Origin of the sequence: Isoptericola sp. NPDC057653, assembly GCF_042799955.1 — a bacterium.
GTDB lineage: Bacteria > Actinomycetota > Actinomycetes > Actinomycetales > Cellulomonadaceae > Isoptericola.
On record NZ_JBHVHP010000003.1, the window covers coordinates 283,162 to 304,452 of the forward strand.

General features: G+C 72.9%; 24 protein-coding genes and 1 tRNA gene. 10 read left to right on the forward strand and 15 right to left on the reverse strand.

Annotation, left to right across the window (positions count from 1 at the left end; genetic code table 11):
- Nucleotides 1-117: 117 nt before the first annotated feature.
- Together ACFU9A_RS18265 and ACFU9A_RS18270 are read right to left on the reverse strand one after the other, a co-directional pair.
- On the reverse strand, nucleotides 118-1,050 hold the full coding sequence (locus ACFU9A_RS18265; protein WP_430576712.1) for a permease prefix domain 1-containing protein: 933 nt from the start codon (nucleotides 1,048-1,050) through the stop codon (nucleotides 118-120).
- Complete coding sequence (locus ACFU9A_RS18270; RefSeq protein ID WP_430576976.1) at nucleotides 1,047-1,430, reverse strand: PadR family transcriptional regulator; 384 nt, start codon at nucleotides 1,428-1,430, stop codon at nucleotides 1,047-1,049. Before ACFU9A_RS18270 ends, ACFU9A_RS18265 begins: the two co-directional genes overlap by 4 nt.
- A gap of 174 nt (nucleotides 1,431-1,604) precedes the next feature.
- Here ACFU9A_RS18270 and ACFU9A_RS18275 point away from each other — a divergent pair, with 174 nt between their 5' ends.
- Entirely contained in the window at nucleotides 1,605-3,623 is a 2,019-nt protein-coding gene (locus ACFU9A_RS18275; RefSeq protein ID WP_430576713.1) for a DHA2 family efflux MFS transporter permease subunit, read from the forward strand.
- A gap of 18 nt (nucleotides 3,624-3,641) precedes the next feature.
- Here ACFU9A_RS18275 and ACFU9A_RS18280 read toward each other — a convergent pair whose 3' ends face one another.
- The 3 genes from ACFU9A_RS18280 to ACFU9A_RS18290 are packed head-to-tail and all read right to left on the reverse strand — an operon-like array spanning nucleotide 3,642 to nucleotide 6,650.
- The gene (locus ACFU9A_RS18280; RefSeq protein ID WP_430576714.1) at nucleotides 3,642-4,874 is read right to left on the reverse strand and encodes an aromatic acid exporter family protein; all 1,233 of its coding nucleotides are present in this window, start codon (nucleotides 4,872-4,874) and stop codon (nucleotides 3,642-3,644) included.
- Nucleotides 4,875-4,923: 49 nt separating this feature from the next.
- The gene (locus ACFU9A_RS18285) at nucleotides 4,924-6,075 is read right to left on the reverse strand and encodes a YgfZ/GcvT domain-containing protein (RefSeq protein ID WP_430576715.1); all 1,152 of its coding nucleotides are present in this window, start codon (nucleotides 6,073-6,075) and stop codon (nucleotides 4,924-4,926) included.
- An 11-nt stretch (nucleotides 6,076-6,086) separates the two neighbouring features.
- The gene (locus tag ACFU9A_RS18290) at nucleotides 6,087-6,650 is read right to left on the reverse strand and encodes an FABP family protein (RefSeq protein WP_430576716.1); all 564 of its coding nucleotides are present in this window, start codon (nucleotides 6,648-6,650) and stop codon (nucleotides 6,087-6,089) included.
- Nucleotides 6,651-6,864: 214 nt separating this feature from the next.
- Here ACFU9A_RS18290 and ACFU9A_RS18295 point away from each other — a divergent pair, with 214 nt between their 5' ends.
- Together ACFU9A_RS18295 and ACFU9A_RS18300 are read left to right on the forward strand one after the other, a co-directional pair.
- Nucleotides 6,865-7,251, forward strand: a complete 387-nt coding sequence (locus ACFU9A_RS18295; RefSeq protein WP_430576717.1) for a DsrE family protein — start codon at nucleotides 6,865-6,867, stop codon at nucleotides 7,249-7,251.
- Between the two features lie 215 nt (nucleotides 7,252-7,466).
- The gene (locus ACFU9A_RS18300) at nucleotides 7,467-8,141 is read left to right on the forward strand and encodes a YceI family protein (RefSeq protein WP_430576718.1); all 675 of its coding nucleotides are present in this window, start codon (nucleotides 7,467-7,469) and stop codon (nucleotides 8,139-8,141) included.
- Between the two features lie 34 nt (nucleotides 8,142-8,175).
- Here the strand turns inward: ACFU9A_RS18300 and ACFU9A_RS18305 are convergent, their stop codons facing one another.
- Nucleotides 8,176-8,928 (reverse strand): hypothetical protein, encoded by a 753-nt coding sequence (locus ACFU9A_RS18305; RefSeq protein ID WP_430576719.1) that lies wholly within the window; start codon nucleotides 8,926-8,928, stop codon nucleotides 8,176-8,178.
- 241 nt (nucleotides 8,929-9,169) lie between these two features.
- On the opposite strand from ACFU9A_RS18305, the gene ACFU9A_RS18310 reads away from it, so the two are divergent.
- Both ACFU9A_RS18310 and ACFU9A_RS18315 read left to right on the forward strand, forming a co-directional pair.
- Complete coding sequence (locus tag ACFU9A_RS18310; RefSeq protein WP_430576720.1) at nucleotides 9,170-9,925, forward strand: winged-helix domain-containing protein; 756 nt, start codon at nucleotides 9,170-9,172, stop codon at nucleotides 9,923-9,925.
- Between the two features lie 74 nt (nucleotides 9,926-9,999).
- Complete coding sequence (locus ACFU9A_RS18315; RefSeq protein WP_430576977.1) at nucleotides 10,000-10,935, forward strand: alpha/beta fold hydrolase; 936 nt, start codon at nucleotides 10,000-10,002, stop codon at nucleotides 10,933-10,935.
- Nucleotides 10,936-10,950: 15 nt separating this feature from the next.
- Here ACFU9A_RS18315 and nth read toward each other — a convergent pair whose 3' ends face one another.
- A complete protein-coding gene (nth, locus tag ACFU9A_RS18320; protein ID WP_430576721.1) occupies nucleotides 10,951-11,685 on the reverse strand; it encodes an endonuclease III in 735 nt (244 codons plus the stop codon).
- Nucleotides 11,686-11,849: 164 nt separating this feature from the next.
- On the opposite strand from nth, the gene ACFU9A_RS18325 reads away from it, so the two are divergent.
- Entirely contained in the window at nucleotides 11,850-12,527 is a 678-nt protein-coding gene (locus tag ACFU9A_RS18325; protein ID WP_430576722.1) for a Crp/Fnr family transcriptional regulator, read from the forward strand.
- A 150-nt stretch (nucleotides 12,528-12,677) separates the two neighbouring features.
- Here ACFU9A_RS18325 and ACFU9A_RS18330 read toward each other — a convergent pair whose 3' ends face one another.
- Both ACFU9A_RS18330 and ACFU9A_RS18335 read right to left on the reverse strand, forming a co-directional pair.
- Nucleotides 12,678-13,145 carry a RidA family protein gene (locus ACFU9A_RS18330; protein ID WP_430576723.1) on the reverse strand — a complete coding sequence of 156 codons (468 nt, stop codon included), beginning with the start codon at nucleotides 13,143-13,145 and terminating at the stop codon, nucleotides 12,678-12,680.
- A complete protein-coding gene (locus tag ACFU9A_RS18335; RefSeq protein ID WP_139820690.1) occupies nucleotides 13,145-13,309 on the reverse strand; it encodes a DUF4177 domain-containing protein in 165 nt (54 codons plus the stop codon). The genes ACFU9A_RS18330 and ACFU9A_RS18335 overlap by 1 nt, the downstream gene beginning before the upstream one ends.
- A 131-nt stretch (nucleotides 13,310-13,440) precedes the next feature.
- On the opposite strand from ACFU9A_RS18335, the gene ACFU9A_RS18340 reads away from it, so the two are divergent.
- From ACFU9A_RS18340 to ACFU9A_RS18350, 3 genes are all read left to right on the forward strand, one after another.
- The gene (locus tag ACFU9A_RS18340; protein ID WP_430576724.1) at nucleotides 13,441-15,816 is read left to right on the forward strand and encodes a transglycosylase domain-containing protein; all 2,376 of its coding nucleotides are present in this window, start codon (nucleotides 13,441-13,443) and stop codon (nucleotides 15,814-15,816) included.
- Between the two features lie 5 nt (nucleotides 15,817-15,821).
- Complete coding sequence (locus ACFU9A_RS18345) at nucleotides 15,822-16,736, forward strand: metallophosphoesterase (RefSeq protein ID WP_430576725.1); 915 nt, start codon at nucleotides 15,822-15,824, stop codon at nucleotides 16,734-16,736.
- A gap of 92 nt (nucleotides 16,737-16,828) precedes the next feature.
- Nucleotides 16,829-16,905: transfer RNA gene (locus ACFU9A_RS18350), tRNA-Pro, on the forward strand.
- A gap of 382 nt (nucleotides 16,906-17,287) precedes the next feature.
- Here ACFU9A_RS18350 and ACFU9A_RS18355 read toward each other — a convergent pair.
- The 4 genes from ACFU9A_RS18355 to ACFU9A_RS18370 all read right to left on the reverse strand — a co-directional run bounded on the left by ACFU9A_RS18355 (nucleotide 17,288) and on the right by ACFU9A_RS18370 (nucleotide 19,022).
- Nucleotides 17,288-17,650: a lipopolysaccharide assembly LapA domain-containing protein gene (locus ACFU9A_RS18355; RefSeq protein ID WP_430576726.1), complete on the reverse strand. Its 363-nt coding sequence runs from the start codon at nucleotides 17,648-17,650 to the stop codon at nucleotides 17,288-17,290.
- Between the two features lie 206 nt (nucleotides 17,651-17,856).
- Nucleotides 17,857-18,000 carry a DUF6221 family protein gene (locus ACFU9A_RS18360; RefSeq protein ID WP_430576727.1) on the reverse strand — a complete coding sequence of 48 codons (144 nt, stop codon included), beginning with the start codon at nucleotides 17,998-18,000 and terminating at the stop codon, nucleotides 17,857-17,859.
- A gap of 76 nt (nucleotides 18,001-18,076) precedes the next feature.
- A complete protein-coding gene (locus ACFU9A_RS18365) occupies nucleotides 18,077-18,499 on the reverse strand; it encodes a DUF6221 family protein (protein WP_430576728.1) in 423 nt (140 codons plus the stop codon).
- A 73-nt stretch (nucleotides 18,500-18,572) separates the two neighbouring features.
- Nucleotides 18,573-19,022, reverse strand: a complete 450-nt coding sequence (locus ACFU9A_RS18370; protein WP_430576729.1) for an ATP-binding protein — start codon at nucleotides 19,020-19,022, stop codon at nucleotides 18,573-18,575.
- A gap of 241 nt (nucleotides 19,023-19,263) precedes the next feature.
- Here ACFU9A_RS18370 and ACFU9A_RS18375 point away from each other — a divergent pair, with 241 nt between their 5' ends.
- Entirely contained in the window at nucleotides 19,264-19,530 is a 267-nt protein-coding gene (locus ACFU9A_RS18375; protein WP_430576730.1) for a GlsB/YeaQ/YmgE family stress response membrane protein, read from the forward strand.
- Between the two features lie 121 nt (nucleotides 19,531-19,651).
- Here the strand turns inward: ACFU9A_RS18375 and ACFU9A_RS18380 are convergent, their stop codons facing one another.
- Both ACFU9A_RS18380 and ACFU9A_RS18385 read right to left on the reverse strand, forming a co-directional pair.
- Nucleotides 19,652-19,909 carry a hypothetical protein gene (locus tag ACFU9A_RS18380; RefSeq protein ID WP_430576731.1) on the reverse strand — a complete coding sequence of 86 codons (258 nt, stop codon included), beginning with the start codon at nucleotides 19,907-19,909 and terminating at the stop codon, nucleotides 19,652-19,654.
- Between the two features lie 200 nt (nucleotides 19,910-20,109).
- Complete coding sequence (locus tag ACFU9A_RS18385) at nucleotides 20,110-21,285, reverse strand: hypothetical protein (protein WP_430576732.1); 1,176 nt, start codon at nucleotides 21,283-21,285, stop codon at nucleotides 20,110-20,112.
- Nucleotides 21,286-21,291 lie beyond the last annotated feature (6 nt).

A 21,291-nucleotide genomic window follows, 5' to 3' on the forward strand; every position in this document is an offset into this window, starting at 1 on the left:
CGCGGTCGGAGGGTCCGGCGCACGCCCTAGGGTGGGAGTGCGTCTCGTGGTGCGGTCGTGCACCGGACCCGAGCCACCGGTCCCGGGCGATGGCAGTCGCCCGGGACCGTTCTTGTGTCACTTGTCGCGCGCGTCCTTCGGGGTGAAGAGCATCCGCGCGAGGACGAGCATCATCACCGCGAGGGCGACGACGAAGGTCAGCCAGGACCAGGCCCAGCCGACGGTGAGGCCGAGGACGACGAACACGACGAACGCCGTCAGCCAGATGACGACCGTGTAGACGCCGAACCGCGCGGCGGCGGCCGGGTCCTGGTCGAACCGGTCGAAGTCGTGGCCGGTGGCCTGCGCCCGCGCGACGTCCCGCACCCAGGCCTTCTTGCGGTTGGTCTGGGTGACGCCGAGCAGGGTGAACAGGGTGCCGCCGACGACGAACGCGGCGCCGGCGACGACGTACATCCACGCGTCGAACGCGCCGAGCGCGGTGAACAGCGCCAGGAGCAGCGCGAGGACGGTGAGCCCCGTGGCGAGGTAGTAGCCGCCGGCGCGGCGGGACGGCACCGGGTGGTTCGTGGTCGTCTCCTGCGACAGCGAGAGCCCCACGACGAACCCGGCCGCGCTGGCGGCCGTGAGCAGCAGCGCCGCGTACACGATGCCCGGGAGGCCGGACGCGAAGGCGCCGGCCGCCGCCAGGCCCGCGAACGCGAGCGCCGCGACGAGCACCGTGGCCGCGACGACGACGCCGACCACGAAGCCCGGCTTGGGCCGCACCCGCTGCTGCTGGGCGGCCGCGAAGGCCTCCTGCAGCACCGTGCGCGGCTCGCCCCCGGTCGCGGCGACGACGTCCGCCTGTGCCTCGGCGACGATCGCGCGGACGTCGCCCAGCTCGTCGAAGGCGCGGCGGGCGGCGTCGTCCGGGGTGGCGCCGCCGGCCTGCAGCTCGGCGGCGCGGGCCTCGAGGTTCGCCCGGATCTCCTCCTTGAGGTCCTGGACCTCGGGGGACGGCTCGACGCCGGCGAACGCGTCGTCGAGGAGGCGGTGGACGGTGGTCATCGCGGGGTGTCCTTGTCTGTGCGGTCCGTGCGGAGGAGGGAGTCGATGACGTCGCGGGTGGCGACCCACGCGGCGACGTTGCGCCGGTACACGGCGCGGCCGGCGTCGGTGATCCGGTAGTACTTGCGGCGCCCGCCCTGGGACTCGTCGCCCCAGTAGGCCTCGACCAGCCCGTCCTTGGTCAGGCGGCGGTACGTCGCGTAGAGCGTGGCCTCCTTGATCTCGTGCGCACCGCCGGTGGCGTCGCGGATCGTCTTGTAGATCTCGAAGCCGTAGCGGTCCCCGCGACGGAGCGTCGCGAGCACGATCGTGTCGGTGTGACCACGCAGCAGGTCGGCGGAGAACGCGTCGTCCGCCGTCGAGGTCTCGTCTCGCTGCATCACGACAAGTACTGTATCTCATCAACTACTCGACGACAACAGGTGCTGCACGTGCACCGCATCTCGCCGCGGTGGTTCGCCGTGCCGTCGGCGGAAGACCGTGCGAGCCTGCGAAGCAGGACGCAAGCTCCACCGCGCGGACGCCGTCGTCCGCCCGAGCCGAGAGGGCAACCGATGGCCGCACCGAGCGCACCGACGTCCGAGCCCGAGGCCCTGCCCCAGCGCCGGGTCCTGGCGATCTTCGGCGGGCTGATGCTCGCGATGCTGCTCGCCGCCCTCGACCAGACCATCGTCGCGACGGCGCTGCCGACGATCGTGTCCGACCTCGGCGGGGCGGAGCACCTGTCGTGGGTCGTGACGGCCTACATGCTCGCCAGCACCGCCACCACGGTGCTGTGGGGCAAGCTCGGCGACCTGTACGGGCGCAAGGCGCTGTTCATCGCCTGCATCGTCATCTTCCTGGTGGGCTCGATCCTCTCCGGCACGTCGCAGACGATGGGCCAGCTCATCGTGTGGCGGGCCGTGCAGGGCGTCGGTGGCGGCGGGCTCATGGTGCTGTCCCAGGCGATCATCGGCGACGTCGTCCCGCCCCGGGAGCGCGGCAAGTACCAGGGCTTCTTCGGCGCGGTCTTCGGCGTCTCGTCGGTCGCGGGGCCGCTCCTCGGCGGGTTCTTCGTCGACAACCTCGACTGGCGATGGGTCTTCTACATCAACGTCCCCATCGGGATCGTCGCGCTGCTCGTCGTCGCGTCCGTCCTGCCCCACATCGAGGCGGGCCGCAAGCCCCGCATCGACTACGCGGGCATCATCCTGCTCGCCACGGTCTCGACCGCGATCGTGCTGGTCACGAGCCTCGGCGGCACCACCTGGGCGTGGGACTCCGTCGCCGTGTGGGCCATGGCTGCGGTGGCCGTGCTCGGCGTCGTCGCGTTCGTCGTCGTCGAGCGCCGCGCCCCCGAGCCGGTGCTGCCGCTCCACCTGTTCCGCAGCAAGGTGTTCACCGTCTCCGCGGTCGTCGGGTTCGTCGTCGGGTTCGCGATGTTCGGCGCGATCACCTACCTGCCGCTGTACCTGCAGACCGTCAAGGGCTCCACCCCCACCGAGTCCGGCCTCGAGATGACGCCGATGATGCTCGGGATGCTGATCACCTCGATCGGGTCCGGCCAGCTCATCTCGCGCACCGGGCGGTACAAGGTGTACCCGATCCTCGGGACCGCCATCACGACCGCCGGGCTCTACCTGCTCTCGCTCATGGGGCGCGACACGTCGACGCTCCAGGCGGGCCTGAGCATGTTCGTGCTCGGCGCGGGCCTCGGCATGGTCACGCAGGTGCTGGTCATCGCCGTCCAGAACGCCGTCGACTACAAGGACCTCGGCACGGCGACGTCGGGCGCCACCTACTTCCGCACGATCGGGTCGTCCGTGGGCGTCGCGGTGTTCGGCACCGTCTTCGCGAACCGGCTCGCGGTCGAGCTCACCACCGCCGTCCCCGCCGCCGCGCAGGGCCCGTGCGCGCCAGGCGCCCTGACCGCCTCGACGCAGACCGTCGCGCAGTGTCCCCCCGAGGTGCAGAGCTGGTTCCTCGACGGGTACGCGGCCTCGCTGCACGTCGTCTTCCTTTGGGCCGTGCCCGTGGCCGCGCTCGCGTTCCTGCTCACCTGGCTGCTGCCCGAGGTCGAGCTCCGCAGCGCGACCCGCGGCGCCGGGCCGGGCAGCGCCGGCCAGGCGGCCGGCGACACGTTCGCGGTGGGCGCGGCCCGCACCTCCCTCGACGAGCTGCGCCTCATCCTGTGGCGGCGGGTCGGCAAGCAGGACCCGCTGCGCGTCTACGAGCTGATCGAGCGCGACTCCGACCTCTCGCCCGAGGAGGCGTGGATGGTCACGCGGGTCTCGCTCAAGGGCACCCGCTCGGTGCGGCTGATGGCCGAGCGCACGGAGGTGTCCCCCGACACCGTGCGCGGCGTCGCGGACTCGCTCGCCGCGCGCGGCCTGGTCGAGGTCGACGGCGACACCGTGCGCGCCACGGCCGCGGGCGACGCCGAGGCGGAGTCCATCCGCGACGCCGAGCGGCGCCGGCTGCGGCGCTACGTGGCCGAGTGGCCCGACGGCGACGAGCCCGAGGTCGACGAGCTCGTGGAGCAGCTGACGCACGAGCTCCTGGCCGACGACACGGACGTCGTCGAGACGCGCTGAGCCGGGACCGCCTCGCGGTCACATCTCCGGCAGGGCGGCGCGGGCGAGGTCGGGCGTCATGCCCGCCGCCTCGAGCGTGTCGACGAGCGGCGAGCGCAGCAGCAGCACGAGGGACTGCACCTGCCAGTACCCCTCCCCCAGGGTGCGCGGGTCGGCGTCGGCGGCGACCTCGGCCAGCACCCGGCGGGCGTCGACGGGGTCGTCGCCGGCACCCAGCGCGCTCGCCAGCAGCCGCACGCCGTGGGCGAACCGCACGACCAGGTCCGCCACGGGGTCGGCCACCGGGTCCACCTGCGGCGGCGGCGGGAGGTGACCCGACAGCGACGCCGCGGCCACCCGGTGGTCGCCGTCGTCCTCCAGCAGCACGCCCAGCGACCGCAGCGCGGCGGGTGTGCGGCGGGCGAGCACGCGCACGCTGCGCATGGCCCTGTCCACCAGTACCGCCTGCGCGTGCAGCCGCGTGATCTCGGCGCGCAGCAGCCGGTTGACGCTCACCCGCGCGATGTCGTCGGAGGTGCGCGCCACGTCCTGCCAGTCCTCGAGCACCTTCTCGGCGGCGCGGCCGCGCACCAGCGCGGCGGCGAGCTCGTCGGGGTCGCCGTCGCGCAGCCCGCGCGCGACGGACTCCAGCGTCAGGGCCAGCTCCCGGGTCGCCTCCTGCGCCAGCGCGCGGATGCGGCGCCGCGGGTCGCCCGGGGTGAGCAGGGCGACGAGGAGCGCGACCCCGCCGCCCACGAGGGCGTCGGTCCAGCGCCCGAACGCGCCGTTGGCCGCGACCGACAGGGGTAGGCCGACGACGACGCCCGCCTGCACGCCGGCCTGGATCGTCACGAGGGGGCCGCGGTCGATGAACCGGGCGATCATGGCCGAGACCGCCATGACCAGCGCGATCTGCCACCAGCCGGACCCGATGAGGTGGACCATGACGTCGCCCAGGCCCACCCCGAGCGCCACCCCCGCGGCCACCTCGGCGACCTTGCGCAGGTCGCGGTCGAAGCTGAACCCCAGGCAGACCCACGCGGCGACGGCCGCGAAGAACGGCTGGGTGTGCCCCAGCACCACGGTGGCGAGCCCGTAGGCCACGCCGGCCGCGAGCGCGGCCTGGACGATCGGCCAGAACGAGACCCGCACCCGGGAGACGCCCTGCCGGATGCGGATCCGCCGGGGCAGGGTGCGCAGGGCGGCCCGCGCCGCGGCGCCGGCGCGCCGGGACACCGGCGTGCCGCCCTCGCCCCCCGCGGCCCCGCTCACGCCGTCCCCGGCACCCCGGGCGTCGGCCGGGACGGCCCGGCGGCGGGCGTCACAGCAGGCTCTGCGGGGCGTCCGACCCGCGCGGGGTCAGCCCGCGCGTCAGCGGGCCGTGGGCGTCGGGCCGGTCGGCCGAGACGCCGTCGCCCGGCACCACGACCTCCTGCGCCGCCGCGACCTGCAGCTCCTGTCCGCCGACGTCGCCCACCACGGTGAGCTCGGCGTCCTCGGGCACGGACCGCTTGACCACCGCGAGGGCGACCGGGCCCAGCTCGTGGTGCCGGGCGACCGTCGTGACGGTACCCACGGCGCGCCCCTCGGCGCCGCCGACGAACACCTGCGCCCCCGCCTCGGGGACGACGTGCTGGGAGCCGTCGAGGTGCAGCAGCACGAGGCGTCGCGGCGGGCGGCCGAGGTTGTGCACGCGCGCGACGGTCTCCTGCCCGCGGTAGCAGCCCTTGTGGAGGTGGACGGAGGTGCGCAGCCAGTCCAGCTCGTGCGGGACGCTGCGGTGGTCGACCTCGTGGTCGAGCCGCGGGCGCCAGGCCTCCACGCGGAGCGCCTCGGTGGCCCAGGTGCCGGCGAGCTTCCAGCCGGCGGCCTCGCGCTCGGCCACGGCGGCCGGCAGGTCGGCGCGCGGCACGAGGACGAGCCGCCACGGGCGGTCCATGCCGGGGTGGTCGGCCTCCGGCGGCCCGTACCGGGTGCCGCCGGCGGAGACGCGGGGCCAGGTGTCCCACCAGGTCACGGGCTCGCCCTCGGCGCCCTCGGCGGCGACGGGCTCCCCCACCGCGGCGTACTCGGCGGAGAGGTCGGCGATCTCGACCCGCATCATGAACTTCATGCGCTCGAGCCAGGCGGCGAGCGGCGCGGCGTGGTCGCCCTCGGTGACCAGCCAGGTGACCTCTCCGTCGTCGACGACGCCCGCGGCGTGCTCGACGTGCCCCTGCGGCGACAGCACCAGCAGCTCGGTGGACGTGCGGGGCGGCAGCGCCTGCACGTCCTGCGACGTGATCGAGTGCAGCCAGGACAGCCGGTCGGGGCCCGCCACCCGCACGACGCCCAGGTGCGACTGGTCGACGACGGCGCCGCCGCGCGCGAGGGCGCGCTGCTCGGCCACCGGGTCGCCGTAGTGCCAGGCCACGCCCTCGTCGGCGCCCGTGGCGGGCACCGCTCCGTGGCGGTCGAGCAGGGGTGAGTCCATCGGGTGGCTCCTCAGTCGGTCTCGACGCGGTCGAGCTGGGCGGAGGCGTACGAGCCGAGCGGGTGCCCGAACGCGGCGAGCTCCTCGACCCACATGAGCCGGCCCTCGACCAGCCCGTACAGCCGCTTGGCCGCGGTGACCTCGGCGGCGGTGGACGTGCGGGCCACGAAGTCGGTGGCGAGGTCGATGCGGCCGTTGCCGGCCACCCCGAGGAACAGCGACAGCCGGCCGGACGCGTCGGTGACGAGCACCTCGAGCGCGTGCCGGTCGTCCTCGAGCCCCTCGGGCCGGTCGCTGGACACGCGCCAGTAGCCGGTCTCCGTCGACCAGATGGTGTCGGGCTCGTCGCCCGCCTCGTCCGTGCCCTCGCCGTCGGCGGCCGCGCCGGAGCGCACGCGCAGCGTGGACTCGAAGCGCAGGTACGGGCCGCCGTCGTGGTCGAAGACGAGGTCGTGCACGAACGGCGTCTCGTCGATGCCGGTGTACTCGATCACGCCCTCGCCCCGCCAGCGGCCCACGAGCCACGCGAGCGGGTACACCTCGGGCGCGAGGCCCTCGGGGAAGGCGAAGGGCATCAGCGCTGGCCCTGGAACAGCTTGTAGACGACGTAGCCGGCGAACCACATGATCGTGACGGTCACGACCACCAGAAGACCGGTGAACACTGCCTCGAGAGCGTTGATCGACATGCCGCGATCCTACCCAGCCGCTCCCACCGGCACCCACCGCCGCGGCGGCGCGCGGCGCGGACCGGAGGCGGCGCGACGGGCCGTGAGTAAGGTCGCCGCCCATGAGCACCTCCCACGCCCCCGCGCCCGCGCGCTCGCTCGTGATCAAGACCACGTCCGGCCTGGACCGCCCCGAGGCGGCGAACCAGGCCCTGACCGTCGCGGCGGCCGCGGTCGCCGCGGGCGCGGACGTGAGCCTGTGGCTCACCGGGGAGTCGGCCTGGTTCGCGGTGCCGGGCCGGGTCGCGGAGCTGGAGCTGGAGCACGCGGCGCCCGCCGCCGACCTGCTCGCCGCCGTCCTCGCGGCCGGCTCGGTCACCCTCTGCACCCAGTGCGCCGCGCGGCGCGACCTCGGGCCCGACGACGTCCTGCCCGGCGTGCGGATCGCGGGCGCGGCGGTCTTCGCCGAGGAGATCCTGCGGCCCGGAGCCCAGGCGCTCGTCTACTGACCGGGCTGCGGCCCCTCCCGCGGCCCCGGTGTGAGGCCTGCCACGCGGTCGGAGACGGGCTCCCGCCGGGCGGTTCCCGTGCCGTAGATTGAACGTTGAAGCATCCCCGACGCCCCGCCCGGGCCCAGCCCGGCGCCGGCGCGCCCATCCCGAGGCCTCCCCCGCCGCCACGACGGGCGCCGGCCGCCCGACGTCGCGATCCCGGAGAACCGTCCATGACCTCGCCCACCCGGACCTGGAACGACCTCGTCATCCCGGCGGCGGGCACCTACCTGCTCGACGAGGCGCACAAGCGGCTCGGCTTCCTCGCGATGCACATGATGGTCAGCCCGGTGCGCGGCGAGTTCCCGGTGGGCACCGCCACGATCCACGTCGCCGACGACCCGCAGCGGTCGTCCGTGTCCGCGACGCTCGAGACGGCGACCATCACGACGCACAACCCGGACCGCGACACCCACCTGCGCAGCGCCGACTTCCTCGACGTCGAGAACTACCCGACCATCGAGTTCCGCAGCACCCACCTCGAGTGGCGCACCGAGGAGGACCCGATGTTCTCCTGGGCGCGGCTCAAGGGCCGCACCCCCGGCCGCGCCACGCTCCCCCAGGCGAACCAGGCGCGCACCTCCGCGAAGTTCCTGCTGCACGGCGACCTCACGATCCGCGGCATCACGCACCCGATCGCGCTGAACGCCGAGTTCGGCGGCGCGCGCCGCGACCCGTTCGGCAACGACATCTTCGGCTTCAACGCCTCCGCGGACTTCGAGCGCGAGAAGTACGGCCTCACGTGGAACGTCGCGCTCGAGGCCGGCGGCGTGCTCGTCGCGAAGACCGTGCGCATCGAGCTGGCGGGCGAGGCCATCCGCCAGGCCCCGGCCGCGCCGGAGGCGTGACCCGCCCGCCGTCGGTCCGGTCGCCCCGACCCGGTCAGGCGACGGCGACGACGAGGCGCCCGACGACGAACACGAGGATCCCGCTCACCGCGACGGGCGTCGTGACGGCGGCCAGCACCGCGCGGCGGCCGGTCAGCGCGGGCTGCCGTTCGAACAGCAGCCGCAGGACGGCGACCACCAGGCCGGTCACGACACCGGAGATCACGCCGCTCACCGGGTCGATCGCCGGGAGCACGGTCGCGACCGCGCCGGCCGCGACGCCGCCGAGCGCCACGCCGACCAGGGACCCGGCCCACCCGCGCGCCACCGGCGTCGCCGACACCGCGGAGGCCACCGCCAGGCCGACCGCGCTCACCACGACGAGCGACGCGCCCGCCTCCGAGCGCCCGGCGGCCACCCAGCCCGAGCAGCACACGGCGACGACCGCCCCGGTCACGGTGCCGCTCACCGACTCCACCAGGCGCGGCCGGCCGCCGCGACGCAGCATCTCCGCGACGAACGCGAGCACCAGGGCCATCGCCAGCACCAGCGGCACGTTCCGCAGCACCGGCTCGCCCTTCGTGGCCCACGCGACGGCGACGGCGCCGAGGCCCGCCACCGCGACGACCACGGTCGTGCCGCCCTGTGCGGGGAGCCGCAGCAGGGGCGCCCACCCCGCGGCGAGGAGCACCACGAGGGCCGCCGCGACGGCGGTCAGGGGCAGGATCCCGAAGGCGTCGAGGGAGGCGGCGGCCGCGACGACGGCGGAGAGGACGGCCGTCCAGACGGCGCGGGTGGTCACGGTCACGACGACGAGTGTCGCAGACGGCGCGGCCCCGGCAGGCCCCGACCGACGTCGGCGCGACGGACCACGACACAGTCCGGTCAACGGTTCTTCACGCGCCGGAAACATGGTTCGGGGCACACTGCGGGGACCGGTCACAGTGCCGGACGGCTGCGGTGTGACGGATGCCGCGCCGCGGTACGTTGGCGGACGCACCTGTCGGACGCTGTCGAACGGACCGTCACACGACCGGGAGGAGGTGCCGGTGGCCGAGCTGCTGATCCTCACGCCCGCGTCGGGCGGCTCCGTCGAGGTGCTGCCCGCGCTGGGCCTGCTGAACCACCGCGTCCGGGTGCTGCCCATGGAACCGTCCGCGCTGGTGGACGCGCCCGACTCCGACGTGGTGCTGCTCGACGCCCGCCGCGACCTCGTCGCCGCCCGCACCACGTGCCGGCTGCTGCACGCCACCGGTCTCACCGTGCCGCTGGTCCTGGTGCTCACCGAGGGCGGGCTGACCGTCGTGACGCACGAGTGGGGCGCCGACGACCTGCTGCTCGAGACGGCGTCGCCGGCCGAGGTCGAGGCCCGGCTGCGGCTCGTCGTCGAGCGCTCGGCCCGCGGGCCCGTCGACGACGGCCCGCAGGAGATCGCGGCCGGCGACCTCGCCATCGACGCCGGCGGCTACACCGCGCGCCTGCGGGGGCGGCCCATCGACCTCACCTACAAGGAGTTCGAGCTCATCAAGTACCTGGTGCAGCACCCGGGCCGCGTGTTCACCCGCGCCCAGCTGCTGCAGGAGGTCTGGGGCTACGACTACTACGGCGGCACCCGCACCGTGGACGTGCACGTCCGCCGGCTGCGCGCCAAGCTCGGCCCGGAGCACGAGCAGCTCATCGGCACCGTCCGCAACGTCGGCTACCGGTTCGACCCGCCCAAGGAGCCCCGCCCCGTGGAGGGCACCGACGGCGGCGCCGCGGCCGTCGACGGCGAGGGGGCCGTGGGCCGGGCCCCGGCCCGCTGACCCTCGTGCGTGAACCGTGCGCGCCGCCCCGGGCCGGGGCGCGGCGCAACGGGTAGGTTCGACCGGTGACCGCGATGTCGGACTCCAGCGATTTCTCCAGCGCCCTCGTGGACGGGCCCTGGCGGCACGAGCTCGTGCCCGCCAACGGCGCGCGCTTCCACGTGGCGCTGGCCGGGCCCGACCGGTCGAACGGCAGCCGCGCCCCGCTCGTCCTCCTGCTGCACGGGTTCCCGCAGTTCTGGTGGGCGTGGCGCCACCAGGTGGAGCAGCTGGCGGACGCCGGGTTCCGCGTGGCGGCCATGGACCTGCGCGGCGTCGGCGCGTCCGACAAGCCGCCGTCGGGCTACGACGTCCCCACCGGCACCCAGGACGTGGCCGGCGTGGTGCGCTCCCTCGGCCACGACCGGGCCGTCGTCGTCGGCCACGGCACCGGCGGCGTGACCGCGTGGGCGATGGCGCGGCTGCAGCCGGCGGTCACCGCGGGCGTGGCCGCGGTCTCGTCCCCGCACCCCGGCCGCCTGCACGTCTCGGGTCGTCAGCTGCTGACCCCCCTGGCGCGCCGTCAGCTCGCCGCCTACCAGCTGCCCACCCTGCCCGAGAAGCGCCTCACCGACGGCGACCAGGTGGCGCGCGTGCTGCGTGACGGCGCCGCGCGCCCGCTCGGGACGGAAGCCTTCGAGCTGTACCGCACGGTCATGCGGATCCCGTTCGCCGCGCACACCGTGATGGAGTCGCTGCGCTGGATGGTCCGCTCCACGCCGCGCCCCGACGGCCGGCGGTACCTGGCGGAGCTGCGGCAGCCCGTCGACGTCCCGGTGCTCCAGGTGCAGGGTGCGCTCGACGGCTTCCTCGACCCCCGGTACGCCGGCGTCGACGGGGCCGCGCTCGCCCGCGACTACCGCTACGAGGTCGTGGAGGGCGCCGGGCACTTCCTCCCCGAGGAGGCGCCCGACGAGCTCGGGAAGCTGCTCGCCGACTGGCTGCAGCACGCGCTCGCGCAGGCCCGCTGATTCAGCTGCGGCAGGTCAGCCGCGCGGCCCGGGCCTGACCAGCTTCTGCGCGGCGACGGGGTCGGTCTCGCCGATGCCGAACGACGGGCACCACCGCGCCACCGGGCAGGCCCCGCACGCCGGGCGCCGCGCGTGGCAGCGCCGGCGCCCGTGCCACACGAGGTGGTGGCTGAGCATCGTCCAGTCCTTCTTGGGGAACAGCGCCCCCACCTCGTGCTCGACCTTGACCGGGTCCTCCTGGTCGGTCCACCCGAACCGGCGGGCGAGGCGGCCGAAGTGCGTGTCCACGGTGATCCCGGGGACGCCGAACGCGTTGCCGAGCACCACGTTCGCCGTCTTGCGACCCACGCCGGGCAGCGTCACCAGGTCGTCGAGCCTCCCGGGGACCTCGCCGTCGAACCGCTCGACCAGCGCCTGCCCCAGCCCGATGACGGAGCGCGTCTTGGCGCGGAAGAAGCCCAGCGGCTTGAACAGCTCCTCCATCTCCGCCGGGTCGGCGCCCGCGTACGCGGCGGCGTCCGGGTAGCGGGCGAAGATCGCGGGCGTGGTCGCGTTGACGCGCACGTCGGTCGTCTGCGCCGACAGGACCGTCGCGACCAGCAGCTCGAGCGGCGTCGTGAAGTCCAGCTCCGCGCGTGCGTCGGGGTACGTGACGGCGAGCTCGCGGTCGATGCGGCGCGCGCGCCGCACGAGGGCGACGCGGGACTCCCCGGTCGGGGTGTCGGTGGCGGTGGGCGACGTCGGCGGCACGAGAGCGAGCCTAGCCACGCCGTCCGACACCGCCTCCCGGGCGTCGAACTCCGACGCGATTTGGTGCCGTGGGGCAGACTGAGACCTGGAACACCACCGCTGACGACCCGTGGACGACCGGCCCCGCACCGGGAAGGCCGCCCCTGAACCACGTGAGGAATCCTGTGGACGACACCGTCGTGCTCTCCGCCCCCCTCTTCGCGGACATGGACACCGAAGAGACGAAGGCGCTCTTCGAGTCCATGATCCCCGTCGAGCTGACCCGTGGGGACGTCCTCTTCCGCGAGGGCGAGCCCGGCGACCGGCTCTACGTCATCGCGCAGGGCAAGATCAAGCTCGGCCGCCGGTCGAGCGACGGCCGGGAGAACCTGCTGTCGATCCTCGGCCCCGGCGAGATGTTCGGCGAGCTGTCGCTGTTCGACCCGGGTCCCCGCACCGCCACGGCGTCGTCCGTCTCCGACGCGCTCGTCTACGAGCTGCGTCACCAGGCCCTCGTGCAGTGGATCGCCGCGCACCCCAGCGTCGCCACGACGCTGCTCGGCGCGCTGGCCCGCCGCCTGCGCCGCACCAACGAGACCCTGGCCGACCTCGTCTTCTCCGACGTGCCCGGCCGCGTCGCCAAGGCGCTGCTCGACCTCTCGGCCCGCTTCGGCGAGCCCAACGACGACGGCATCCGCGTGGCGCACGACCTCACGCAGGAGGAGCTGGCGCAGCTCGTCGGCGCCTCCCGCGAGACCGTCAACAAGGCCCTGGCGGACTTCGCCACCCGCGGCTGGGTGCGCCGCGAGGGTCGCGCGGTCGTCCTGCTCGACATCGACCGCCTGGAGCGCCGCGCGCGCTAGGTTCAACCGCAGACGGAAGGGGCGTTCTTCGCCCGGTCGCGTTCACGCGCCCCAGGGGGCGCTCCACTTCGGGAACATCTACGACCGGGCGAAGAACGCCCCTTCCGTCTGCTCCGCTCTCAGGTGACGGCCGGGAACACGGCAGAGGGTCTACTCAGGGAGCTCGACGACGAGCTCCACCTCGACGGGAGAGTCGAGCGGAAGTACCGCGACCCCGACGGCGGAGCGCGCGTGGATGCCCGCGTCGCCGAAGATCTCGCCCAGGACGTTCGACGCGCCGTTGATGACGCCGGGCTGGCCGGTGAACGACGGGTCCGAGGCGACGAAGCCCGTGACCTTGACGATCCGCGCGCCGTCGAGCGTGCCGGTGAGGGACCGCACGGCCGCGAGGCCGTTGAGCGCGCAGGTGCGCGCGAGGTCGGCCGCCTCCTCCGGGGAGACGCCCGTTCCGACCTTCCCGGTCTGCGGGAGCGCGCCGTCGACGAAGGGCAGCTGGCCGGCCGTGTAGACGTAGCGGCCGGAGCGGACGGCGGGGACGTAGCTCGCGACGGGCGCGGCGACGTCGGGCAGCGAGATGCCGAGCTCGGCGAGCCGCGCCTCGGGCGAGGTGGCGCTCATCACTGGCCGCCGGAGGGTCGCTTGAGGTACGCGACGAGGTTGGTGCTGTCGGGGCCGGGGACGACCTGGACGAGCTCCCAGCCGTCGGCACCCCATTGGTCGAGGATCGCCTTGGTGTTGTGGATCAGCAGGGGGATGGTCGCGTACTCCCACGTGGTAGCCATGGCGCGATCGTAACCAGCGACCGCTCCGAACGCCGCCGTCCCGCCGCTCCCACGGCGGGTCCACACAACCTGCACAGCGGGACGCCCGTCGCGGCCGTGCCGCCTCGGCCCCACCCCGTACCCTGGTGGGCATGGCCAAATCCGACCCCCGTCGCATCACGCGCACGATGCCGGCGACCCAGCTCGTCGCCCTCCTGCTCGCGTTCGTCCTCGCGGCCGGTGTCGGCGGCGTGCTCGCCGCCGGGCTGGTCATCCCGCTCGTCGCCGGGGCCAACGTGGCCGCGGACAGCACCGTCGCGATCTACGACGAGGTGCCCGCGGAGCTGGAGCCGCGGCCGATGTCGCAGCAGTCGCGCATCTACGCGGCAGACGGGAAGCTGCTCGCCACGTTCTACGCGCAGAACCGCATCGTGGTGCCGCTGGACGAGATCTCCGACCCGATGCAGCACGCGGTGATCGCCATCGAGGACGAGCGCTTCTACGAGCACGGCGGCATCGACGTGCAGGGCATGACCCGCGCGATGGCGAACAACGTCGCCGGCCACGCCACGCAGGGCGCGTCGACGCTGACGCAGCAGTACGTGAAGAACATGCTCATCGACCAGGCGCTGCAGGACGGCGACAAGTTCGGCGTGATTGAGGCGAGCGAGGACTCGATCTCCCGCAAGCTCACCGAGGCGAAGATGGCCATCTCCCTCGAGAAGACGATGAGCAAGGACGAGATCCTCCAGGGCTACCTCAACGCCGCCCAGTTCGGCTCGCGCAGCATCTACGGCGTCGAGGCGGCGGCCCGCTACTACTTCGACAAGCACGCCTCCGAGCTCAACGTCGTCGAGGCGGCCACGATCGCGGGCATCACGAAGTCGCCGAGCCGCTTCGACCCGACGGTGAACCGGAAGGACGCGAAGGAGCGTCGCGACCTGGTGCTGCAGAAGATGTGGAGCCTCGGGTACATCTCGACGCAGGAGCGCGACGAGGCGCTGGCGACGAAGGTCAAGGACACCCTGGACGTGAACCCGACGGAGATCGGGTGCAGCGCCGCGGGCGACGCCGCGTTCTTCTGCGACTACGTCACCAAGGAGATCGTCACCAACAAGGTGTTCGGCGAGACGAAGTCAGAGCGGCAGCAGCTGCTGTACCGCGGCGGCCTCGAGATCCACACCACGCTGGACCCGAAGAAGCAGAAGGCCGCCGCGAAGGCCGTGACCAACGCGGTCCCCGCCGACGACTCGAGCGGGCTGCAGTCCGCCATCGTCTCGGTGGAGCCGGGCACCGGCAAGATCATCTCGATGGCGCAGAACATCCCCTACACGCCGTCCGCGGGCGGGAAGAACACGACGCGCGTGAACTACTCGGCCGACGCGAACCACGGCGCGTCCGGCGGCTTCCAGGTCGGGTCGAACTTCAAGCCGATCGTGCTCGCCGAGTGGCTGAAGGAGGGGCACACGCTGTCCGAGCGGGTCAACGCGACCAAGGTGGCGCGCCTGCCCGGCGACTTCCAGACACCGTGCATCGGTCGGCTTGGCGGCACGGCCTGGGCGCCGGCGAACTCCGAGGGCGTCGAGGTCGGGTACATCTCGGCGCTCGAGGCGACCTACAAGTCCATCAACACCGCGTTCGCGGCGATGGGCTACCAGCTCAACCTCTGCGACCTGCGCGACACCGCCTGGAGCATGGGGTTCCGCCCCACCAACTCCCAGGACGGCAAGGTCACCAAGCCGACGAAGGAGAGCATCGACATCTTCGCGCCGATGCTCATCGGCACGCAGGAGTCGTCGCCGCTGAACATGGCCGCGATGTACGCGACGCTCGCGTCGGGCGGCACCTACTGCTCGCCGGTCGCCATCACCTCGGTCTCCGGCCCCGGCGGCAAGGACTACAAGGTCCCGAGCGCGAACTGCGACAAGAACGCCCTCCCGGAGGGCGTCGCGAACACCGTGACCTACGCGATGGAGAAGGTCTTCTCCAGCAGCGGTACGGCGGCGGGGCTCGGCGGCGGCCTGTCCGACGGGCGCCCCGTGGCCGGCAAGACCGGAACCTCGCAGCTGTCCTCGCAGACGTGGTTCACGGGCTTCACGCCCAACCTCTCCACGTCCGTGTGGGTGGGCAACGCCGACAAGCCGAACGAGGACCACTACCACGGCGCCTTCGTGAACGGGAAGTCGTACGCGCACCTCTTCGGTTCGAGCGTGGCCGCGCCGGCGTGGAAGGAATACATGGACCAGGCGGTCACCGACCTGCCTGCCGAGAGCTTCGGCGCCCCTGACCCGAAGATGGTCGGCGTGACCGCTCCCCCGCCCTCGACGTCCGACGACGGTGGCGACAGCGGCGACGGCGGCTCCGACAACGGGGACTCCGGGAACGGCGGCGACAACGGGGACAACGGCGGCAACAAGGGCGGCAACGACCGCGGCGGCAACGGCAAGGGCAACAGCGGCCGTTCCGACGCGAGCGCCGCGTGGGACGCCATCACCGACTCCCTCGCCGACGAGTGGGGCAGCAACTGACCGCGGTGAGCGGCTGGCAGGTGGCGGGCGGCGTCGCCGCGGCCGGGATCGCAGGCCTCGCGTACGCGCACGTGGAGACGAAGCTCTTCACGGTGCGCCGCCGCACCGTCCCGGTGCTGCCCGCCGGCCAGCCGGACCTGCGGGTGCTGCACGTGTCGGACCTGCACCTCACGCCGTCGCAGAACCGCAAGGTGGCGTGGGTGCGTTCCCTGGCCGCGCTCGAGCCGCACCTCGTGGTGAACACGGGCGACAACATGGCGCACCGGGACTCCCTGGGGCCGCTCCTCGACGCTCTTTCGCCGCTGCTGACCACGGCGCCCGGAGCATTCGTCATGGGGTCGAACGACTACTACGCCCCCGTGCCGAAGAACCCCGCGCGCTACCTGAAGCGCGACACCCGGGTGGCGCACACGCGCCCGGCCGAGCTCCCCTTCGAGGAGCTCGCCGACGCGATGGGCGCCGCGGGCTGGAGGGACCTCACCAACCGGCGCGACGTCGTCGAGGCCGACGGCCGCCTCCTGTCCCTCGTGGGGGTCGACGACCCGCACCTCGACCGCGACGAGTTCCCCGCGCCGGCGGACGAGCCGGACGACGCCGTGCTGCACCTGGGCGTCGCGCACGCCCCGTACCGCCGCGTGCTGGACCGCATGCACGCGGACGGCGCGGACGTCGTCCTGGCCGGGCACACGCACGGCGGCCAGCTGCGGCTGCCGGGCTTCGGCGCCCTCGTCACCAACTGCGACATCGACCGGCGGCGGGCCAGCGGCCTGCACGGCTGGCCCGGTCCGCGGCCCGACGAGACGGGCGGCGCGGGCTCCACGTGGCTGCACGTGTCGGCCGGCGCGGGCACCTCGCCGTACGCCCCCGTGCGCTTCGCGTGCCGCCCGGAGGCGACGTTGCTCACGTTCACCGCCCGGTAGGCGGATCTCGTTTTCGTCCAGGCCCGATCGTCGGCTATTCTGAGCAGGCTTCCGCAGGAGGGCTTCGGTTCTCCGTGCGCGAGCGAGTCCTTCGGGGTGTGGCGCAGCTTGGTAGCGCGCTTCGTTCGGGACGAAGAGGTCGCAGGTTCAAATCCTGTCACCCCGACCACCAGAGAGGCCCTCTGAACAGCGGAAACGCTGACCAGGGGGCCTCTTGCTTTGCCCGATGGGGCCCGGATGGTCACTGGGGGCGCAACTGGGGGCTGACGCGCCAGCGGCGGGGCGCCACCCCGGCAGCTTGAACAGCGGTTCCTGTGCCGGCCGGGGGGCGACGACCTCGACGTCGATCCGGTAGAAGCCGGCTGTGTCGGTGGTGTGCCCGTGACGGATGAGCCAAGCCCGGACACCCTGGCGCGTGATGCCCACGTCGCCCGCCGAGGTCGGCGGCGTCGTCCAGTTCGTCAGCACCCGTCGGACGCAACCTGTCGAGATCCGGGCAGCCCCCTGCGCACAATCGGTGCCGGGCCCAAGGCGCTCAGTGACGGACCGGATCAGGTGCTGCGGTGCAGACGGCGTCGCAGTTGAGTGATACGGACGGTCCCGACCACAAGGGCGATGACTCCCACCCCGACGCCGGCGACAAGCAGTGCCACCGCGAGCGGCACCGTGGCTTCCATCCCTAGGAATGAGACCAGCACTGGCTGGGTGTTCTGGAGCATGAAGATGATCAGCAGAACCAGGAGAAGGGCCGCAACGCAGATGCCGACCCAGGCGGCGCCGGCACGGCTGCGCTGCGGCTGAACATCGCTCGTGCTCGTGCCAGCGATGCTCGACGCCGTGTCCGCATCAGGGCCCGTCCCGGTGGGGCTGCCGTCGCCTGCGGAGGCGACGGGCGGGGTTGGGGTGGTGGCCATGCTCGGCCTCCCTCGGTCTCCGGCGCATGCGACTCGGATGAGTCGCGTTCCTCCGGATTTCTTGACTCTACGCGCGTCCCGCCCTGTGCGCGGAGCTCACCCTCGCCAACGCCCGGCAGAAGCGCACCCACCGCGGGCATGCCCGTCGATCAGGCCATGGAAACGCCAAGAGCGGCCGAGCGCCTCGCTTGGCTGGTCCGCTCAGCTCACGCGCGCCAGGCCTCGAGGTAGTCGGGGTGGGCCGAGTACGGCTGGGCGACGATCCGGAGCGTGGAGCACGGGTCATCGTCGTCATGGAGTTCTCCCCGGCCGTGGGGAGGCGCGTGAAGGTTCCAACTCCAGACGCTCACGAGGGCTCGTCACGTGCGAGAGCTGAGATGGCCGATTCGTCCTCCTCGAACCGTGTGCTCACGAACTCCGTGAGTTTCACGGACGCCAGTTCTTGTCGTAATCCGCATGACTGGCGTAAGGCGCGGCGAGCACGCGGAGAATGCGCTCGCCCACGAACACGATCCCGCTCTTCGCTCGGGCGTCCAACGCGCGGTCGAGGTCACCATCCATGTCGAGGCCGGTGGCCTCGTAGGCGAGCTGGATGATTCGCCGCCGTGCTTCCACCTCGGCTAGCACGCGGTCAGGGGCGTGACGCACGATGTGCGCCGCCTCGGCGTCATCTGGCGCTTCTGCGCCACAGACGACGGGCCGCCCATAGACGTCCTCCACGCTGTTGGCGCCATCGCGCACCCACACGCCCGGCGACCGCTCCCGACCCGATGGCGCCCGCCCGGCAGCTTTCCTCGCGCCCTCCTCGTCCTCGTCCAACCGTGCGGTCAGGAACTCGGTCAGCGTCATGTCGCTCATACTGCCCGAGTTGCCGGAAGCAGCGAGGCGACGCACTCGTCGGGGCGTGGTCATTTCCTTCGACTCATTCGCGGGGCAGCAGGGCCCAGACATGCTTGGTCGTACCGGTCGCATACCAGCCGACCTCGAGGGCGAGCCTCTGGGCGATCTGCAGGCCGAGCCCGCCCTCCCCCGGCTCGCGCTCGCCGACGCTAGGCGCGGAGCGGAGGTCGTGGTCGGCGACGTCAAGCAGCCAGCTGTCGGCCGCCTTCAGGAGCTGGACGACGGTAGGTGGCAGGCCGTGGTGAAGCGCGTTGGTGGCAAGCTCCGACGCGATCAGCACCACCTTGTCCGCGGTCTCGGCCATGCTCGACGTCCATGTGGTATCGATCTGAGTCGCCAGGCCTGTACGCAGCCCTGCGAGCTGCGCGAGGTCGTCGAGCACCCACTGCGCCACGAGGGCATGGCCCCCTGGCGGCACGGCTCGCTCCAGCGGACCCTCGTCGGTCTGCTCTCCGGCCACAGTCAGAACCATGTACCCACCTTCCTCGCGACGCCCCTCGCACCCCATGGATGCCTGCTTCCGGCCAGGGACGTTAGCGCCAAGGGCGGTTCCACGCGCGGCGGGGCACCCCGCGTCACGGGCTGGGCGCGAACGTGAGCTTCGCCACCCCCCGTTCGGGATGCGAGCATCACGCCGTCGTGGAAATGTCCGGGCCGACATAGAAGCGTCGTTTGCTTCGAAGTACCGTTTCGTGAAGAAAGAGGCGATTGACTTGAGCATCATCGGGTGGATCCTCATCGGCCTGATCATGGGCGCGCTCGCCCGGGCCATCGTGCCGGGCGCACAGAAGGGTGGCTGGATCGTCACCCTGCTGCTCGGGATCGTCGGCGCCCTGCTCGGCGGGTTCATCGCCTCGGCGGTCTTCAGCACCAGCGTGAACGACGAGTTCTTCGACCTGGGCACCTGGGGATTCGCGCTCGTCGGGTCGATCATCGTCGTCGCGATCTGGTCCTGGGCCACCGGCCGCAAGCACGCCTGAGCAGTCTCCAGACGCCAAGGCGGGTCGTCCCGTGCTCCTGGGAGCGCAGGACGACCCGCCTGCTCGATCATCGGGAGCCGGGAGCCAGGACGGGCGGCGAGGTCTGGCTGTCGGACACGGCCTAGCTCTCTTCGCCGCCCTGCAGGTCCTCGAGCACGACCTCCACGAGCGTCTCGGCGATGATCGTGCCCAGTTCATCGGGCGCGTACGACAGAGCGCGATCCGGCCGGAGCTGCAGCTCGTTCGCCACGGATTCAACGTGCGCGTTCAGTGCAGCATCGACCAGGTCGGAGGGTGCCGGCAGCCCACGCCAAGCGAGCTCGAGCTCGGTGATCTCCGCCAGTGCGGCGAACCTGGGTGTCCGTCGCGTCAGGCTCATGTCGTTCCCCTTGTCCGAGGTGCGCGACGCGCCTCCGACCGTCCCTGCTCGCGCCGCTTCTCGACGCGTCCGAGCCGTTACAGCACAGGAGTCTACGGTCGTCGGTGCCCTGGGGAGTACGCCGAGCCTCGACACGGCCCCGTCACCACCCACGAGCGAACGCCGCCGTCACCGCGCTACCCGGCCGGCGGAGCGGGCAATCAGCTCCTGTCACCCCGACCGGGCGAGGGGCCGGCACCCCGCAGCCGGTTCTGGCGCGGTGCGCCCGACGCCCTCCGAGCGTCGGGACAGGGCGCGACGGGTGCCGCCGCGTACCTCTGGTACTGCTGCGCCACGGCGCCGAAGGCAGCCTTCGGCTCCCACTCCATGTCGGGGTAGGTCTGCCCTCGGCCCCCGTCGAGGAGCTTGACGATGCTCAGGCTGGCACGGTCCAGGTCGTCCTGCGGGTCGCCGTCCGGGCGGTGGGGGAAGCCGGGCAGGGCGAACAGGTACACGAAGGCGCTGTCCACCCCCTCGCTCTCGAAGATCTCCAGCAGCTCGGTCAGATACGCGGCCTGGCCGGCCTCGTCGCGCTCGTAGACGCCGTCCAGTCGTCGCGGGGCCCTGGTCTGCGGATCGTGCTCGACCACGTCCAGCACGCGCCCGCCGCGGTCCCCCGCGCCACGGTAGGCCGCGGTGCCGAACCCGGTGACGGCGAGCGGCTTGGGCCCTTGCGCCAAGGCGCGCACGCCGTCCCGGAACCGGTCAGCGACCTCGGCGGAGCGGATCAGCTCGAACGTCACGATGTCGAACGGGGTCCAGTCGACCTGCTCGAGCTGGATGGACGAGTAGGTGAGCCTGCCCCGAAAGCGCTCGCGGATCGCGGCCACGGCGTCGCGGAGGAACGCGTTGATGCGGAGGCCGAGCCCGTGCATCGCCTCGGCGCGCCGCTCGGGTGAGCCCAACAGCTGCGCGACCCGCGCCTCGGGACCATCCCCGGGCAGGAACCCCCGGTTCATCACGCTCAGCTCCACTCCCGCGACGAGCACGATCGTGGCCCCCTGCCGCCGGAGCCGTTCCGCTCGCACGGCACAGTCGCGGAAGAGCGTGAGGACCTGCTCCGGCTCCAACTCCAGTGGATAGGGCGTGAACCAGACCTCCATGCCGAGCTCGGCGGCGGCAGCGGCGGCCACGTCCAGCCGGTGCGGGTCGCCGCCGATCACCTGGACCGCGTTGCAGTGCAGGTCGTCACGGATGATGGCGAGCTCGCGCCGGACCACCGCGGGGTCGAAGCGCTCACGCGTCATCCGACCGTGCACGACGAATCCGGTGTCATAGGTCATTCCTCGTGCTCTCACGGTGGCACCCCTCTGTCGGTCGGTGGGGTCGACGGTCACAGAAAA